The organism is Rothia nasimurium (assembly GCF_928381415.1).
Lineage (GTDB): Bacteria > Actinomycetota > Actinomycetes > Actinomycetales > Micrococcaceae > Rothia > Rothia nasimurium_H.
On the sequence record NZ_CAKMSF010000005.1, the window covers coordinates 139,710 to 154,515 of the forward strand.

Genomic DNA, 14,806 nt, shown 5'->3' on the forward strand with positions numbered 1-14,806 from the left:
GCCCGCCCCGGCTTACGTAAGCCGGGGCGGGGCGTCCTTGTGTTTATACCTGGGCCTTTTCCAAAGCAGCGTTAACTCTGCGGGTTTCGCTTAACGCTATGCAGAGAAACACGACCCACACCAGGGCATATATCAGCACGGCAACAATCATAAACCCTATAAAAGCAGAGAGAGTCAGCGGAAACCAATGCAAATAAGCACCAGCCAGTAAGACACTGGTAAGCACGATAATGGCATGTGTCAAAGTGGCGAAAGGTAGCGACCAGCTCTCCTTCTTATAAAGGTCAGCCGCACAATACTGAATAGCGCCAAGTCCGGAATAGGTAAGGCGTTGTATGAGCACAGCGATATTCTGGTTATCGAATTGATTGAGGTAACTAGTAACTCCCGGGATATAGGAGTTGCCGGTGAAAGCTGAAAATAAAAGCTCCATAGTGCAACCAATTGCAAACCCGATGAGAGCACCAATAGCGATTTTGCGAATCATTATTTTTCTCCTGTGGACTAAAGGCCGAGGGCCTGTTTGACTCTGGCTAGCGAACGTCTAGAAACAAAACATCGGGTACCGTCTTTGAGTACTACGCCGATAGTGGTGGAGAACGAAACGTCGAAGCGTTCGACCCAGTGAATATTGATGAGTTCGCCCTGATTGATTCTGATAAAACTGGTAGGCAACCTGGTTTCGAGCTCTTTCATACGGAGCTTGACGTTCAATACACCCTGAATCGTGTGTGCATAGACATTTTTATCCGAGGTATAGAACCGGAGAGTTTGCTTTAACTCCAACGGCACAGCGCTGCCCTTTGTGTAGGCCAGAAGGGGAACTAGGGATGTACTCGTTAGATAGTTCTGTAATTCTTCTACCTCCGCAGTGAGTTCCGGGGCCGTGACATCAACACGGGTTTCTTGAAATTTTCGATCAAGAGTAAGCGTGAATTTCATGGTTTCCCTTTCCAACGGGGGTAACTAGAGCTGACATCCCTAGTAAAACGGATTCTCAGGAACCCCAACAAGACTTTTGCGACATGCGGTAGTACCTAGCTGATAAGCGGTGTGGGTGGGATTCTGTAGCCCTGCCCGGTTTATCTCCTACCGGGTTGTCTCAGCGCCTGCCTGTCCGTCCGTCCATCTGCTCCGACCGCTCGTCCACCCGTGAGTGCCCACCAGACTCGCGCGGTGCTTACGCGCGGGATGGATGCCACGCGAGAACCGTGGACGTTCACCGAGAGAGTGAACGGGCAGCCGATGCGGCTCTAGCTGTTGGCAAAAGGGCGTGGAGTTGGTATAGCTTTAAAGAGTAAGCAAAACAACTATAGACACCCCTTAGGAGATGAATAATGTGGAAATTACGCCTGCACATATCAAGAAATGTGAGCTGACCTGGGAGCCGCCGGATTACACCAGCTCCTACCCGGCAGGCTTCACCGAGCAGGGTGTGGCTGTCATCGTGGTGGTCATGGACCAGGTGCGAGCTGCCGGTGACTGCCATGTGGGGCTGACGTCCTTCGCTTTTATCTCGCGCGAAAACGGCGAGCGAGAGGTCATTGAGAGCGAACCTGTGGCTGAGTCTCTGACACACAGCCTCATGGACCCCTGCGACACCGTACATACCGACATGCTGGGCCGTGCGATTCTGGCGACCATGGACGCCATCCCCGAGGAGTATAAGACCAACCTCATCACCGTGGCAGCCGATAAGCACTACCTCAAGCTGCTCTTCCGCAAGTTCACGGCCTTCCGCGACTTCTTGGAATACCGGTCCATTGATAAGGTCATGAACCCCTACGAGTCGCACTCCCTGGGCGAGATTCACGTGAAGCTCATCGGCACTCCGGCAGGTGAGCTCATGCCGCACTTTATGGACGAGGCCTCGCGTCTGGCTCACGCTGAGCTTGAGAAGAACACCGCCCAGCTGCCGGTAGAGAAGCTGGTGGAGTACAGCGTCTTTACCGACTGTTCGTTCCGGTCAACCAATAATAAGAAGTATTTAAAGGGCGGACGCATGGGCATCGGCGGGGTGAGCGAAGACGGCTTCTTCTTCCACTCCCACTACGATGCAACCAACATTATGACCGGGGAACTCTCGGCTATGTTGGCAGCCTTTAATATCTTCTACCACGGTGGCCGCCAGCTGATTATTCACACCGATTCGCTGGGGGCTCTGACCTTTGTGCTGCGCCTGGCGCACAACCGCTGGGTCTATAACACCTGGGTTGAAGAGGGCGTGCAGAACCAGCAGGTTTTGGACGAGATGGAGCGGCTGACCGAGGCCATTCGGGAGCGCCGGGTGCTGGTCAAGCATATCCCGGGGCATACCGGGCACGGGCTGCAGGAGTCATCGGATTCTGTGTCGAAGATGCACCGGCACTTCCCCGGGCAGATTGTGGATAAGGGGCATGTCTCTGAGTTCAACAAGCGCTGCGAGTCGATTATTACCGCCCTGTCTGGGTGTGAGAAGGCTCTGCGTCTGCCCTGTGCGGATTGGATTCAGATTCGCCCGTCGGTGGTGCACGCCCGCAACCGTCTGTGGAAGTAGCGGGGCCGCTGCCCTAGGTACCATTTAAACCAGAAAAACCCACCTAGTTGGTGGGTTTTTCTGATTTAGATGGTACTAACTGACCGGGTTGGCGCGGACGCCCGCCGCTAGGCTACGTCGCGCTTTTCCTGGCGGGCGCGGCGCAGCAGCCAGAGGAAGACAGCCACAAGAGCCAGGGCTACCAGGGCGTAAACCACCTTGGAGTACTGGTCGATGACGCCTTCAACAGCATGCCAGTTTTCGCCGAGAATCCAGCCGCAGTAAATGAGCAGGGCGTTCCACACAGATGAACCCAGCAGGGTATAAAGGCCAAAGGTCAGCGGGTTCATACGGTCAATACCGGCGGGAATCGAAATCAGCGAACGAATACCGGGGATAACACGGCCGATCAGGATGGAGGCCTTACCGTACTTATCGAACCAGGCCAGGGCGGCGTCGACGTCCTCAACCTTGACCAGCCACATCCAGGCCGCAATCTTGCGCAGGCGGTTAGCGCCGATAGCTGCGCCCAGGTAGTAGAGGAAGTAGGCGCCAGCCAGGGAGCCAACGGTCGCCCAGATGAAGGCCGCGACCACGTTCATGGAGCCCTGCGAGGCGGTGAAGCCAGCCAGGGGCAGAATGACCTCGGAGGGAATCGGCGGGAAGACGTTCTCAAGGAAAACGGCCAGGCCAACGCCGGGGGAACCGATGGCCTCCATGACGGAGATAACCCAGTCGATAATGTTCTGGAGCACGAGTGCCCTTTCTCTGCGAGTGCGGGCAGCCGCCCGGTGACAAAACTTTCTCTATTCTCCCTTAGAACCCTGTGTTTTCCTATGAGCTAGCTTGTAGAGAGGCTGGGGGTTTTGGTCACGTTAGATTGGTGGGGCTCAGCGTCTACTAGAATCGCGCGGTGCTTACGCGCAGGATGGACGTTACGCGAGTTTGGTGGACACTGGCCGAGGTGGGGAATGGGGCGCCCTGCCCTTCCCGGTAATGCTGCGTAACCTGTTCACACGGTGAAATAAGTTACCGCAGGTAGAGGGGCATGGGTGACTATGGAGGGTAGATAACTAGGCCTACTATCAGGAGAGTCCATGGCTGAGCATACTTTTGGCTTCCGCACCCGCGCCCTGCACGCGGGTGGTACCCCCGACGCCGAGCACGGTGCTCGTGCGGTTCCGATTTACCAGTCCACCTCCTTTGTTTTTAAGGACGCGGACGACGCCGCCAACCTTTTTGCCCTGCAGAAGTACGGCAACATTTACTCCCGCCTGGGTAACCCCACTGTGGCGGCGCTGGAAGAGCGTATCGCTTCGCTGGAGGGCGGTATCGGTGCGGTGGCGACCGCTTCGGGTATGGCCGCTGAGTTTATTACTTTCGCGGCGCTCTGCCAGGCTGGGGATCATATTGTTGCTTCGTCCAACCTCTACGGCGGCACTATTACCCAGCTGGATGTTTCCCTGCGCCGGTTCGGTATCGATACTACCTTTGTGGACGGCACTGACCCGGCCGACTATGCTGCTGCGATTCGTCCTGAAACCAAGGCTGTCTACACCGAAATCGTCGCCAACCCTTCGGGTCAGGTCGCTGACCTGGAGGGCCTGGCCCGCGTGGCCCACGAGAATGACATTCCCCTGGTCGTGGATGCCACCCTCTCTACCCCCTACCTGATTCGCCCCATCGAACATGGCGCTGACATCGTGATTCACTCGGTCACTAAGTTCCTGGGTGGCCACGGCACCACCCTGGGCGGCGTGGTCGTTGAGTCGGGTCGTTTCAACTGGGGCAACGGCAAGTTCCCCACCATGACCGAGCCGATTCCCTCATACAACAACATTTCCTGGTGGGGTAACTTCGGCGAGTACGGCTTCCTCACCAAGCTGCGTTCGGAGCAGCTGCGTGACTTCGGCCCCTCCCTCTCAGCCCAGGCGGCCTTCAACCTGCTGCAGGGTGTTGAGACCCTGCCCCAGCGCATGGACGCCCACCTGGCCAATGCCAAGGACGTCGTCGCCTGGCTGAACGAGGACGCCCGCATCTCCTACGTCAACTACGCCGGCCTACCCGACCACCCCCACTATGAGCGGGCGCAGAAGCTGCTGCCGCTGGGCGTTGGGTCAGTCTTCTCCTTCGGCGTTGCCGGTACTGAGAAGGCAGGCGGACGCGATGTGGGCGCCGAGTTCATCAAGAACCTGCAGCTGGCCTCCCACCTGGCCAACATTGGTGATGCCCGCACCCTGATTCTGCACCCGGCGTCCACCACCCACCAGCAGCTGACCGCTGAGCAGCTGGCTGCCGGTGGCGTGGGCGAAGACCTGATTCGTATTTCGGTGGGACTGGAAGATGCCGTCGACATTATCTGGGACCTCGACCAGGCCCTAACCATCGCCTCTGGCCGCAACCACGCCGGTGAGGTCGTGGGCACCGCCAGTGCGGACGAGCTGGTGGCCCGCCGCGAAGCTGCCGAGGCTGAGGCGGCTGCCCAGAAGGCTGCCTTGGAGGCGGACGCTGCCGCCCACGCCGCCGAACGCGCCGCGCGGGAGGGGGCTGGGACGTCCGCCCCGGCGTCCGCGCCTGCCTGCGAGATCCCTGCACCCAAGAAGGAGGCCTAAGCCGTGACTGAGATTCGTACCTGGGAAGGCCCCAGCGCACCGGAGCGACTAAAGATTCTGCACGAGACTAAGTCCATTGCGATTGTGGGTATGTCTGACAAGATTTCGCGCTCTTCCTATTTTGTGGCGACCTATCTGCAGTCGTCGAGCCCTTACACCCTGTATTTTGTGAACCCGATTTTGGCGGCGAAGGGTAAGGAGGTGCTGGGGCAGAAGGTGTATGCGTCGCTGGCTGATCTGCCGGAGGCCCCTGACCTGGTGGAGATTTTCCGCCGTAATGAGGACCTGCCTGGTGTGGTTCAGGAGGCCATTGAGGTGGGCGCGAAGACGGTGTGGATGCAGTTGGGCTCCTGGAATGAGGAGGCTGCGCGTCTGGGTGAGGACGCTGGTTTGAACGTGGTGATGGATCGGTGTGTGAAGATTGAGCACGCCCGTTTCCACGGTGGCCTGCACCTGGCCGGGTTCGTGACCGGCGTGATCTCGTCCAAGCGGCAGGTCCTGGCCTAGGCACTAGGTACCACCTAAATCAGAAATGACCACCTGGCTGGTGGTCATCTCTGGTTTAGCTGGTCTTTTCTGGAGGGGATAGAGGCAAGGGGCAGGGCTGTCTGCACTTGCTCCAGTAGGTAGCACCTTCACGAAAAAGCTGGTGAAATAGGATGAGGGCTTCACGAGACTGATCTTCAAAGAAGTTTGGAGATGAGCCCTAGTAGATGTGCATCAAGTACCTATTCCTCGTGTCGATGAGGCTGCCCCCTGGCTTTGACTGCCGGGGGGCTTTTCACATGGTTCTAGATACTAAAAATTTTCTCACATATACTAGTTGACATAAAAATCTTGAAGGTGTTTACTAAGCACTAGGAGATACTACTAAACTGATGTACCCACGCGAAGAAGGTTGACGATGAAGCAGCTTTTTACCGATGATTTCCCTAGCTGGAGTCCGCAAGCCGCTAGTCTATGGGCCAAGACTGACCGGTCTGACGACCAGAGTACTGATTGGCTTAAACCTTCCCCAGCACATGATGGATTCTGCCCAGGTTGGGGCTTACCTATGGAGTCACTACCTCTCAGAAAATCACCGTAGGTTCATTCAAGAACAGCTTGCTTTATCGAGTGAAGACTGCCAGCGATTCGTGGCTTTCCTGTGCGGATCTCACGACGTAGGCAAAGCTAGTCAATCTTTCGCGAGTCAGCTCAACGAGTCATCGCGCTATAGTTTCCTGGCTGACCAGATACGTGCAACGGGTTTGAACGTGCCTTCTGCAGTACCTTCAGACCAGTGGTCCCCACACTCTGCAGCGAGCTACATTATTTTGACTCGGTTCTTCGATGAAAAATTTGGTCAGAGCAGTTACCGCACCTTATTTAGGAGGGGTTAGTTTTTTGTACCCAGTGATAAGAGTATCTGTCACTGGGATTTTTTATGCCTTTTTGGCTTTTGAATGGAGGAAAATCACATGAAAATTATTAATATAGGTGTTTTAGCTCATGTTGATGCAGGAAAAACTACCTTAACAGAAAGCTTATTATATAACAGTGGAGCGATTACAGAATTAGGAAGCGTGGACAAAGGTACAACGAGGACGGATAATACGCTTTTAGAACGTCAGAGAGGAATTACAATTCAGACAGGAATAACCTCTTTTCAGTGGGAAAATACGAAGGTGAACATCATAGACACGCCAGGACATATGGATTTCTTAGCAGAAGTATATCGTTCATTATCAGTTTTAGATGGGGCAATTCTACTGATTTCTGCAAAAGATGGCGTACAAGCACAAACTCGTATATTATTTCATGCACTTAGGAAAATGGGGATTCCCACAATCTTTTTTATCAATAAGATTGACCAAAATGGAATTGATTTATCAACGGTTTATCAGGATATTAAAGAGAAACTTTCTGCCGAAATTGTAATCAAACAGAAGGTAGAACTGTATCCTAATATGTGTGTGACGAACTTTACCGAATCTGAACAATGGGATACGGTAATAGAGGGAAACGATGACCTTTTAGAGAAATATATGTCCGGTAAATCATTAGAAGCATTGGAACTCGAACAAGAGGAAAGCATAAGATTTCAGAATTGCTCCTTGTACCCTGTTTATCATGGAAGCGCAAAAAGCAACATAGGGATTGAGCAGCTTATAGAAGTGATAACGAATAAATTTTATTCATCAACATACAGAAAGAAGTCTGAACTTTGCGGAAATGTCTTCAAAATTGAATATTCGGAAGAAAGACAACGTCTTGCATATGTACGCCTTTATGGCGGAATCCTGCATTTGCGGGATTCGGTTAGAATATCGGAAAAGGAAAAAATAAAAATTACAGAAATGTATACTTCAATAAATGGTGAATTATGTAAAATTGATAAGGCTTATTCCGGGGAAATTGTTATTTTGCAAAATGAGTTTTTGAAGCTAAATAGTGTTCTTGGAGATACAAAGCTATTGCCACAGAGAGAGAGAATTGAAAATCCGCTCCCTCTGCTGCAAACAACTGTTGAACCGAGCAAACCTCAACAAAGGGAAATGTTACTTGATGCACTTTTAGAAATCTCCGACAGTGACCCGCTTCTACAATATTATGTGGATTCTACGACACATGAAATCATACTTTCTTTCTTAGGGAAAGTACAAATGGAAGTGACTTGTGCTCTATTGCAAGAAAAGTATCATGTGGAGGTAAAAATAAAAAAGCCTACAGTCATTTATATGGAAAGACCGTTAAAAAAAGCAGAGTATACCATTCACATCGAAGTGCCACCGAATCCCTTCTGGGCTTCCATTGGTCTTTCTGTAGCACCGCTTCCATTAGGGAGCGGAGTACAGTATGAGAGCTCGGTTTCTCTTGGATACTTAAATCAATCGTTTCAAAATGCAGTTATGGAAGGGATACGATATGGCTGTGAACAAGGATTGTATGGTTGGAATGTGACGGACTGTAAAATCTGTTTTAAGTATGGCTTATACTATAGCCCTGTTAGTACCCCAGCAGATTTTCGGATGCTTGCTCCTATTGTATTGGAACAAGTTTTAAAAAAAGCTGGAACAGAATTGTTAGAGCCATATCTTAGTTTTAAAATTTATGCACCACAAGAATATCTTTCACGAGCATATAACGATGCTCCCAAATATTGTGCAAATATCGTAAATACTCAACTGAAAAATAATGAGGTCATTCTTAGTGGAGAAATTCCTGCTCGGTGTATTCAAGAATATCGTAATGATTTAACTTTCTTTACAAATGGACGTAGCGTTTGTTTAACAGAGTTAAAAGGGTACTATGTTACTACTGGTGAATCTGTTTGTCAGCCCCGTCGTCCAAATAGTCGGATAGATAAAGTACGATATATGTTCAATAAAATAACTTAGCACATTTTATATTGTTATATAAATGTGGCTTCTTGTTAAACGAAACGAGATGAAATATTCTTTAATACAGATTTGAATTAAATGTAAAGGAGAAGATAATTATTATAAACTGTGAGTGGGTACTGTGTCCCATCTGTGGAAATAAAACACGTTTGAAAATAAGGGAAGATACTGAATTGAAGAACTTTCCTCTCTATTGTCCTAAATGTAGACAGGAAAATTTAGTTGATATAAAGCAGTTCAAGTTAACTGTGATTACAGAGCCAGACGCAAAGACGCAGAGCCGATAATCTGAGATTAGCATTCTCATTTTATCGGCTCTTTCTGTTTTATGTATTGTTATTATGATTAGTTTTTGATGTTTCTTGATTCATTGATACCACTAGCTAAGGCTTCAATCAACGATAGTTCTTTATCTGTGAAGTTATCCAGTAGTTTTTCTACCTGCGTGTGCGGGGATGAGCCCACGATTTTTCACCCCACCCAACGAAAGAAAAAGTGTTCCCCGCGTGTGCGGGGATGAGCCCACGGTCAGCATGTCAGGCAGCTCGTACCCGAAGTGTTCCCCGCGTGTGCGGGGATGAGCCCGACAGAAACGAAGTGGCGAGAGTCTGGACGTTGTGTTCCCCGCGTGTGCGGGGATGAGCCCAAAGGTTTGGTGGGCCCCGTTCGCTACAGCCGGTGTTCCCCGCGTGTGCGGGGATGAGCCCAAGCGCGTCACCCGCTATCAGCGTGCCCTCTCGTGTTCCCCGCGTGTGCGGGGATGAGCCTCCGCCGGGAGGGCAGGGAGGCCGCCGCCTTCAGTGTTCCCCGCGTGTGCGGGGATGAGCCTTTGGGAAGGTGAAGGTGACATCAATGAAGCTGGTGTTCCCCGCGTGTGCGGGGATGAGCCCGTCCGCCCCCAACCAGTAGACCCCACAGAAGTGTGTTCCCCGCGTGTGCGGGGATGAGCCCACCAGGCACGACCCAGCAACAACAACCATTCCGTGTTCCCCGCGTGTGCGGGGATGAGCCCTAGATTTCCGGGCGGAAAAATGAACCCTACATGTGTTCCCCGTGTGTGCGGGGATGAGCCCTCAGGTCGTTACCCCGCGCGAGTTTACCCAGAGTGTTCCCCGCGTGTGCGGGGATGAGCCCAATGGAATCCCACAGCAAGCCCAAGCCGGTAAGTGTTCCCCGCGTGTGCGGGGATGAGCCTGGGACGCCCTCACCGACGACGACAAAGACTGGGTGTTCCCCGCGTGTGCGGGGATGAGCCTCGGGGGTGATGCGCCGGCCTGTCGTGTCTATCGTGTTCCCCGCGTGTGCGGGGATGAGCCCTCCACAGAGACGTTGGATGCTACGCCCTTAGCGTGTTCCCCGCGTGTGCGGGGATGAGCCCCGATGAGGGTGGCGAATTCGTTGTAAGAGTTGGTGTTCCCCGCTGATGTGTACTACTACAGAAAACAGCTCGCATGGGAGAGGCAAGCTCTGCTCTGCATAGGTCTTACCGGCAGCTCATCGAATGCGACTTTGTTTCCCGATAGGACGTTAAAACAACGCCCGCTCGGGAAAAGGAGTCGCATTCGGCGTATCTGCCCCTCTGGCGTCCGCTTGCCCCAGCCGTCCCGTCACACCCACCTGCCCCCGTCCGCCCCGGCGTACACTAAACCCATGAAACTCATTGAGCCTCGCCCCGTGCCCCTGGGTGGGCTGCGCGCCATGACGGTGCGTCGCCTGCTGCCCTCCCGCGACCGCCGCATGGTGGGCGCCTGGTGCTTCATCGACCACTACGGCCCCGACGACGTCGCCGTCACCGGCGGCATGCGCGTCGCCCCGCACCCCCACACCGGCCTGCAAACCGCCAGCTGGATCTTCACCGGCACCATCGAACACCGCGACTCCCTCGGCACCGTCGCCGACGTCCGCCCCGGCGAACTCAACCTCATGACCGCCGGCTACGGCATCAACCACTCCGAATACTCCACGCCAGGCACCACCGTGCTGCACGGCATCCAACTCTGGATCGCCCTGCCCCACCAAGACATGAACACCGCCCCCGCCTTCGAAAACTTCGTGCCCGAAGCCCTCACCTTCGGCGGGCAGGAGAGTGGGCAGGACGCGTCCACCCCGGCTGGAGTGCAGGCCCGCGTCTTCCTGGGAGAGCTGGGTGTGACTGTCGATGAGGAAACCAAGACCGGCTCGTCGCCCGTCACCACTTTCTCGCCCCTACTCGGCGCTGAAATTCTGGTGGGTGCCCCCGGCTCCGACCCCGAGGCAGACAAGAACCCGGCAGACGACGCCCCGCGCCGCACCATCACCCTGAGCATCAATCCCGAGTACGAGCACGGCTTCGTGGTCGACACCGGCGCTCTCCTTATTAAGGGCCAGCAGGTGGCTGCCGACGAAATGCTCTTTATCGAACCCGGCACCACCGAACTCACCATCGAGGCAATCGGCGACACCCGCCTGATCTTGCTCGGCGGAGCCCCCTTCGGCGAAAAAATCGCTATCTGGTGGAACTTCATCGGCCGCTCCCACGAAGACATCGTCGAAGCCCGCGCCGCCTGGAACGCCCAGGCCGAGAGCTTCGAGGCCATCACCGCCCCGGCGGGTGCGTCGGGCACCGAGATAGTCACCGGTGGGTCGCTTGCAGCCGGTCAGGACGCCGGCCCCGGCTACCCCCGCTTTGGCGGAGTGGTGCTGCTGCCCGGGGAATATGAAGAGAAGCCCCGCACGTCGGTGATTCCTGCTCCCGAGCTGCCCAACGCGCGCTTGAAGCTGCGCGGCGACTAAAAAACCCTGGTTCAGGGGTGCGGCCGGGCCGCGGTTTTGTCATGAAACCGTGACTCGGCCGTTGCCGTGTCGCAGATTATTTCGGTGTGTTCTTGCCGCACAGGTTACTCGCCAGTAACCAGCCGTGACCAGTCTTAATAGCTGATTCCCAGGCTATTCGGGGGACCCGTTAAGACGTGACATAGGGCAGAAAAATCAACTTTTTATAACGATTCGGTATACATCGTTACCAAATCGTTATAGGCTGTTCAAAGTCCAATCAGCTTCCGAGGGAAGCATGGGAGCCCAAAACCCCACGTACGGGCCACCCAGCAGTAGCAGCAACCCGGCTGCGAAATCTCAAGAAGAGACGAAAGGTACAACATTGCGTCGTTCACTCTCAGTAGGTGCGGTAGGTGTCATCCTCTCCGGTGCTGTTCTCGCAGCAGCAAACGCATCGGTAAATGAAGCTCCGCAGACCACCGTAGACAACGGTGCAGCCGTTTCAACCCCCCTGCTCAAGGCATTCGCCGTTGCAGGTGAAGGCAAGGTCGTAAGCTGGGGCGTTCCCGCTTACATCGTAGCTCCCGAAAAGCCCGTTGAAGCAACCCCCGTTATCGAGGAAGCTCCCGTTGAGGAAGCTCCCGTCGTTGAAGAGGCTCCTGTAGAAGCTCCGGTTGTTGAAGAAGCACCCGTTGAAGCTCCCGTTGAAGAAGCCACCGTTGCTGTTCAGTCCGAGACTGTTGAGGTTGTAGAAGCAGCTCCTGCTCCTGCACCCGTTGAAACCGTAGCTCCTGTAGCAACTCAGGCTCCCGCTCCTGCACCCGCAGCAGCCCCCACTCTTTCCACCGCTACCAACCAGGCTAAGCGCGATGCTGTTGTAGCAGCCGCCCTGGGTGCCGCAGCCGTCAACGCTCAGACCGACTGCACCATGCTGGCAACCAACTCCCTGCGTGCCGCTGGCATCAACTTCCACGGCTGGCCCATGGACTACATGTCACTGGGTACTGTCACCAGCAACCCCCAGCCCGGCGACCTGGTTCTTTACCAGTCCAACGGCTTCGGCCAGCAGCACATCGCCGTTTACATTGGCAACGGCCAGGCTGTACACGGCGGCTGGAACGGCATGGGCACCTCCATTTTCTCGGTGAACCTGCCCACCGCGTCCGCACCGATCTTCGTATCACCCGCTGGCTACAACAGCTAAGGCAACCGCCAACAGCGTCTTTTCTTGAGAAAAGTCCCGCTCCCTCACCAGGGAGCGGGACTTTTTCAGTTCTTCGGGCTCTAACGCTAGGGCGCTCTAGAGCTGCATAGCCGCCCGGTAGAAGGAAGCCTTGAGCTCACGCACGGCAGTCACCGACCAGATAGCGCTGGTAGAGCCAGCCCGAGCCTGCTGTAGGTGGGGCAGGTCGGCGGCAAGGGCCTGGTCAAACTGGGCTCGCAGGTCGTCGAGCGAGGCAATGGTCTGCCCACGGTGGGTGAAGGGGAAGGCCGCGGACGCTTCCGCCCGCTCAAGCCCCTGACGGTAGCGAGATGCGCGGTCGGCAGCATAGTCGGCGATACCGATTTGCCCCATGATGAAGCTATCCGAAAGCGCCCCACCGGCAGCGGTCTTGTACTGGTTGGAGATGTAGGGCACCAGGCCCTCGTCGTAGCCCTTGTAAGCCAGCAGGTCGAAGGCCTGACGTCGGACGGTGATATCGCCGGGCGCCCCGGTAGCGGGGGTGTAGGCGCCGTAGGCGGGGTCGAAGAGGGGGATGGTGTAGTAGCTGTTGGCCGGTGCGGTGCCGATGGTGCTGATGCCGCGCCACTGGTAGCGGGAGACCACCAGACCCTGGGCGGTGAAGTCCTCCACTGTTGAGAGGGCGGCTGCCTCGTCCACGGTGATGGTGCTGAAGGTGTCATCGGTGTGGCCGGTGGTGCCGCGTGGGGTCTGGCTCAGGCGGTTGAGCAGGACGGCACGCTCCTCGGCCGGGCGGCGCAGGATAGCTTCTGCTTCAAGGGCATCGAGTAGGTAGAGGGTATCGAGCTGGGAGCGCATGTAGGCTGAGAGGTCCTGCTTGGTGGCGAACTGCTCGGGGCTGCCGTTGTGTAGGCGGTTGGGGACGGCCGTCCAGTCAAAGTACTGGTTGAAGCCAACGATAGCTGAGGTGGGGCTGTCGGGGCCCTCGAAGATACCGCGGGCGATTGTTTCGGGGCCAAAACCGTCGCGCAGGCCACCGCTGTTGGTGAGCAGGGTGTCGTCGATGAGGTGGGTTATCTCGTGGCCGTAGGTGGTCACACCGTTGGCAGAGATGGCCTTGCCCATGAAGTAGCGCATGCCGGTGCCCTCGGCCTGGGCGGTTGCCTGAGTGTAGGGTGCCCAGAGGTTGAGGGGTGCGAAGAAGTCGCTGATAGCCCCGGGGTTGGTTTTAGGCAGCCAGGAGGTTGAGATGTTCTGGGCCTTGTAGCCCTGGAAGGTGTCAATCGCTAGGCGGTTACCGGTGAGCTCGCCAGCGTAGGCGGGAGCCAGGCGGGTCCAGAGTTCCACAAAGGCGTTCTGCTCGGCTGCCCGGCGGTTGAGTTCGTCGATGAAGGCGGTCTTTTCAGCGGTGCTGCTACCTGCGGTGGCGGGGTCTACATAGGTGTAGGTGTGGCCGAAGGTGATAGAGGCCGGGGTCGTTGCAACATAGACCCCGTCATTCTCCTGCGAAAGCAGGGGCAGGATAAAGCGCTGGGAGGCAGGGTCTGCCGCCAGCTTGCTGTAGAGCGGGGCGGCGGCATCCGCAATGATGGCCCCGCTCTGCTCGCGCATCCAGGCGTCCAGGTCGCTGGTGCCTGCCCGGTCGGCAATGAAGCTGGTGAGCTCCGGCAGGCGCACCACGGTGCGGTGGGCGGTGGGGGAGTTGCTGAAAGCCAGCACGCTAGCCTGCTGGGAGCCAATGTTGAGAATGTAGTCAATCGGGTCAACCCCGGTGATGCCGAACTGCTCAGGGTTAGCAATGAGGGCCTCGGCCACGTTCACGCCGCCCAGCTCGAAGGAGTAGAGCGACCGCAGGTAGGCCAGGCCCAGCAGAAACTGCTCCTTGCGCCCGCTGACCTTATTGGTGATCAGGGTTTCGCGCTCTTGGGGCGTGAGATGGGCGTAGAGGGGGTTTGCGGCAATCGCGGTGAGGGTGTTCTGGGCCAGGAGCTTTGAGACGTTGAACTGCTTCTCAAGGCCGGTAGCTTTGAGCACCTCGGGCTGGAGCTCAGCGCGTGCCTCTGCCTCGGTCACGGAGTTGAAAGGACGCCCGGTGCGGCGAGAAATCTCTAGCCGCTTGTTGGCGATGTCGGTAAAGCGAATGGTGGGTGAGAGCGAGTCGTAGACGGTCTGCGACTCGGTGAAGGAGATACCGCCCAGTTCTGCTGCCAGGGTGGCAAAAAGGTCGGTGGACGGCGTCGAGGCAGCGTAGGCGGGCACCGCCGAGCTGGCAATGATGGTGGGAGCAGACCAGGCTGCGCCCTGAATGAGGGTGCGGCGATGAATGGGGGAGACAGGCATAGAGAACTCTTTGTGTGGT

13 protein-coding genes, 1 pseudogene and 1 CRISPR repeat array are annotated in these 14,806 nt (G+C 55.7%); of the genes and pseudogenes, 9 read left to right on the top strand and 5 right to left on the bottom strand.

Annotation, left to right across the window (positions count from 1 at the left end; translation table 11 throughout):
* Positions 1 to 43: 43 nt before the first annotated feature.
* Both L7A20_RS07090 and L7A20_RS07095 read right to left on the bottom strand, forming a co-directional pair.
* Positions 44 to 487 carry a DUF3021 domain-containing protein gene (locus L7A20_RS07090; RefSeq protein ID WP_237222918.1) on the bottom strand — a complete coding sequence of 148 codons (444 nt, stop codon included), beginning with the start codon at positions 485 to 487 and terminating at the stop codon, positions 44 to 46.
* 17 nt (positions 488 to 504) lie between these two features.
* On the bottom strand, positions 505 to 942 hold the full coding sequence (locus L7A20_RS07095) for a LytTR family DNA-binding domain-containing protein (RefSeq protein WP_237222919.1): 438 nt from the start codon (positions 940 to 942) through the stop codon (positions 505 to 507).
* 388 nt (positions 943 to 1,330) lie between these two features.
* On the opposite strand from L7A20_RS07095, the gene L7A20_RS07100 reads away from it, so the two are divergent.
* Positions 1,331 to 2,536, top strand: coding sequence for an RNase H family protein (locus L7A20_RS07100; protein ID WP_237222920.1), 1,206 nt, complete (start codon positions 1,331 to 1,333; stop codon positions 2,534 to 2,536).
* A gap of 107 nt (positions 2,537 to 2,643) precedes the next feature.
* Here the strand turns inward: L7A20_RS07100 and L7A20_RS07105 are convergent, their stop codons facing one another.
* Positions 2,644 to 3,270 carry a DedA family protein gene (locus L7A20_RS07105; protein WP_237222921.1) on the bottom strand — a complete coding sequence of 209 codons (627 nt, stop codon included), beginning with the start codon at positions 3,268 to 3,270 and terminating at the stop codon, positions 2,644 to 2,646.
* A gap of 342 nt (positions 3,271 to 3,612) precedes the next feature.
* Here L7A20_RS07105 and L7A20_RS07110 point away from each other — a divergent pair, with 342 nt between their 5' ends.
* From L7A20_RS07110 to L7A20_RS07125, 6 genes and pseudogenes are all read left to right on the top strand, one after another.
* Positions 3,613 to 5,127, top strand: a complete 1,515-nt coding sequence (locus L7A20_RS07110) for an O-acetylhomoserine aminocarboxypropyltransferase/cysteine synthase family protein (protein WP_237222922.1) — start codon at positions 3,613 to 3,615, stop codon at positions 5,125 to 5,127.
* A gap of 3 nt (positions 5,128 to 5,130) precedes the next feature.
* Entirely contained in the window at positions 5,131 to 5,634 is a 504-nt protein-coding gene (locus L7A20_RS07115; RefSeq protein ID WP_135012911.1) for a CoA-binding protein, read from the top strand.
* Positions 5,635 to 6,050: 416 nt separating this feature from the next.
* On the top strand, positions 6,051 to 6,509 hold the full coding sequence (locus tag L7A20_RS12100) for an HD domain-containing protein (RefSeq protein ID WP_423817433.1): 459 nt from the start codon (positions 6,051 to 6,053) through the stop codon (positions 6,507 to 6,509).
* Between the two features lie 9 nt (positions 6,510 to 6,518).
* Positions 6,519 to 6,572: pseudogene (locus tag L7A20_RS12105) on the top strand (hypothetical protein); the annotation flags it as partial.
* Positions 6,573 to 6,587: 15 nt separating this feature from the next.
* The gene (tet(M), locus tag L7A20_RS07120) at positions 6,588 to 8,507 is read left to right on the top strand and encodes a tetracycline resistance ribosomal protection protein Tet(M) (protein ID WP_002364936.1); all 1,920 of its coding nucleotides are present in this window, start codon (positions 6,588 to 6,590) and stop codon (positions 8,505 to 8,507) included.
* 122 nt (positions 8,508 to 8,629) lie between these two features.
* Positions 8,630 to 8,797, top strand: a complete 168-nt coding sequence (locus tag L7A20_RS07125; RefSeq protein WP_002319681.1) for a cysteine-rich KTR domain-containing protein — start codon at positions 8,630 to 8,632, stop codon at positions 8,795 to 8,797.
* A 58-nt stretch (positions 8,798 to 8,855) separates the two neighbouring features.
* Here L7A20_RS07125 and L7A20_RS12110 read toward each other — a convergent pair whose 3' ends face one another.
* Positions 8,856 to 8,939, bottom strand: a complete 84-nt coding sequence (locus L7A20_RS12110; RefSeq protein ID WP_369126953.1) for a hypothetical protein — start codon at positions 8,937 to 8,939, stop codon at positions 8,856 to 8,858.
* Positions 8,940 to 8,944: 5 nt separating this feature from the next.
* Positions 8,945 to 9,887: a CRISPR direct-repeat array (repeat unit 28 nt; unit sequence GTGTTCCCCGCGTGTGCGGGGATGAGCC).
* A 273-nt stretch (positions 9,888 to 10,160) separates the two neighbouring features.
* Here L7A20_RS12110 and L7A20_RS07130 point away from each other — a divergent pair.
* The gene (locus tag L7A20_RS07130) at positions 10,161 to 11,282 is read left to right on the top strand and encodes a pirin family protein (protein WP_237222923.1); all 1,122 of its coding nucleotides are present in this window, start codon (positions 10,161 to 10,163) and stop codon (positions 11,280 to 11,282) included.
* 364 nt (positions 11,283 to 11,646) lie between these two features.
* The gene (locus tag L7A20_RS07135) at positions 11,647 to 12,468 is read left to right on the top strand and encodes an NlpC/P60 family protein (RefSeq protein ID WP_237186900.1); all 822 of its coding nucleotides are present in this window, start codon (positions 11,647 to 11,649) and stop codon (positions 12,466 to 12,468) included.
* A 96-nt stretch (positions 12,469 to 12,564) separates the two neighbouring features.
* Here the strand turns inward: L7A20_RS07135 and L7A20_RS07140 are convergent, their stop codons facing one another.
* The gene (locus tag L7A20_RS07140) at positions 12,565 to 14,787 is read right to left on the bottom strand and encodes a ZmpA/ZmpB/ZmpC family metallo-endopeptidase (protein WP_237222924.1); all 2,223 of its coding nucleotides are present in this window, start codon (positions 14,785 to 14,787) and stop codon (positions 12,565 to 12,567) included.
* Between the last annotated feature and the right edge of the window lie 19 nt (positions 14,788 to 14,806).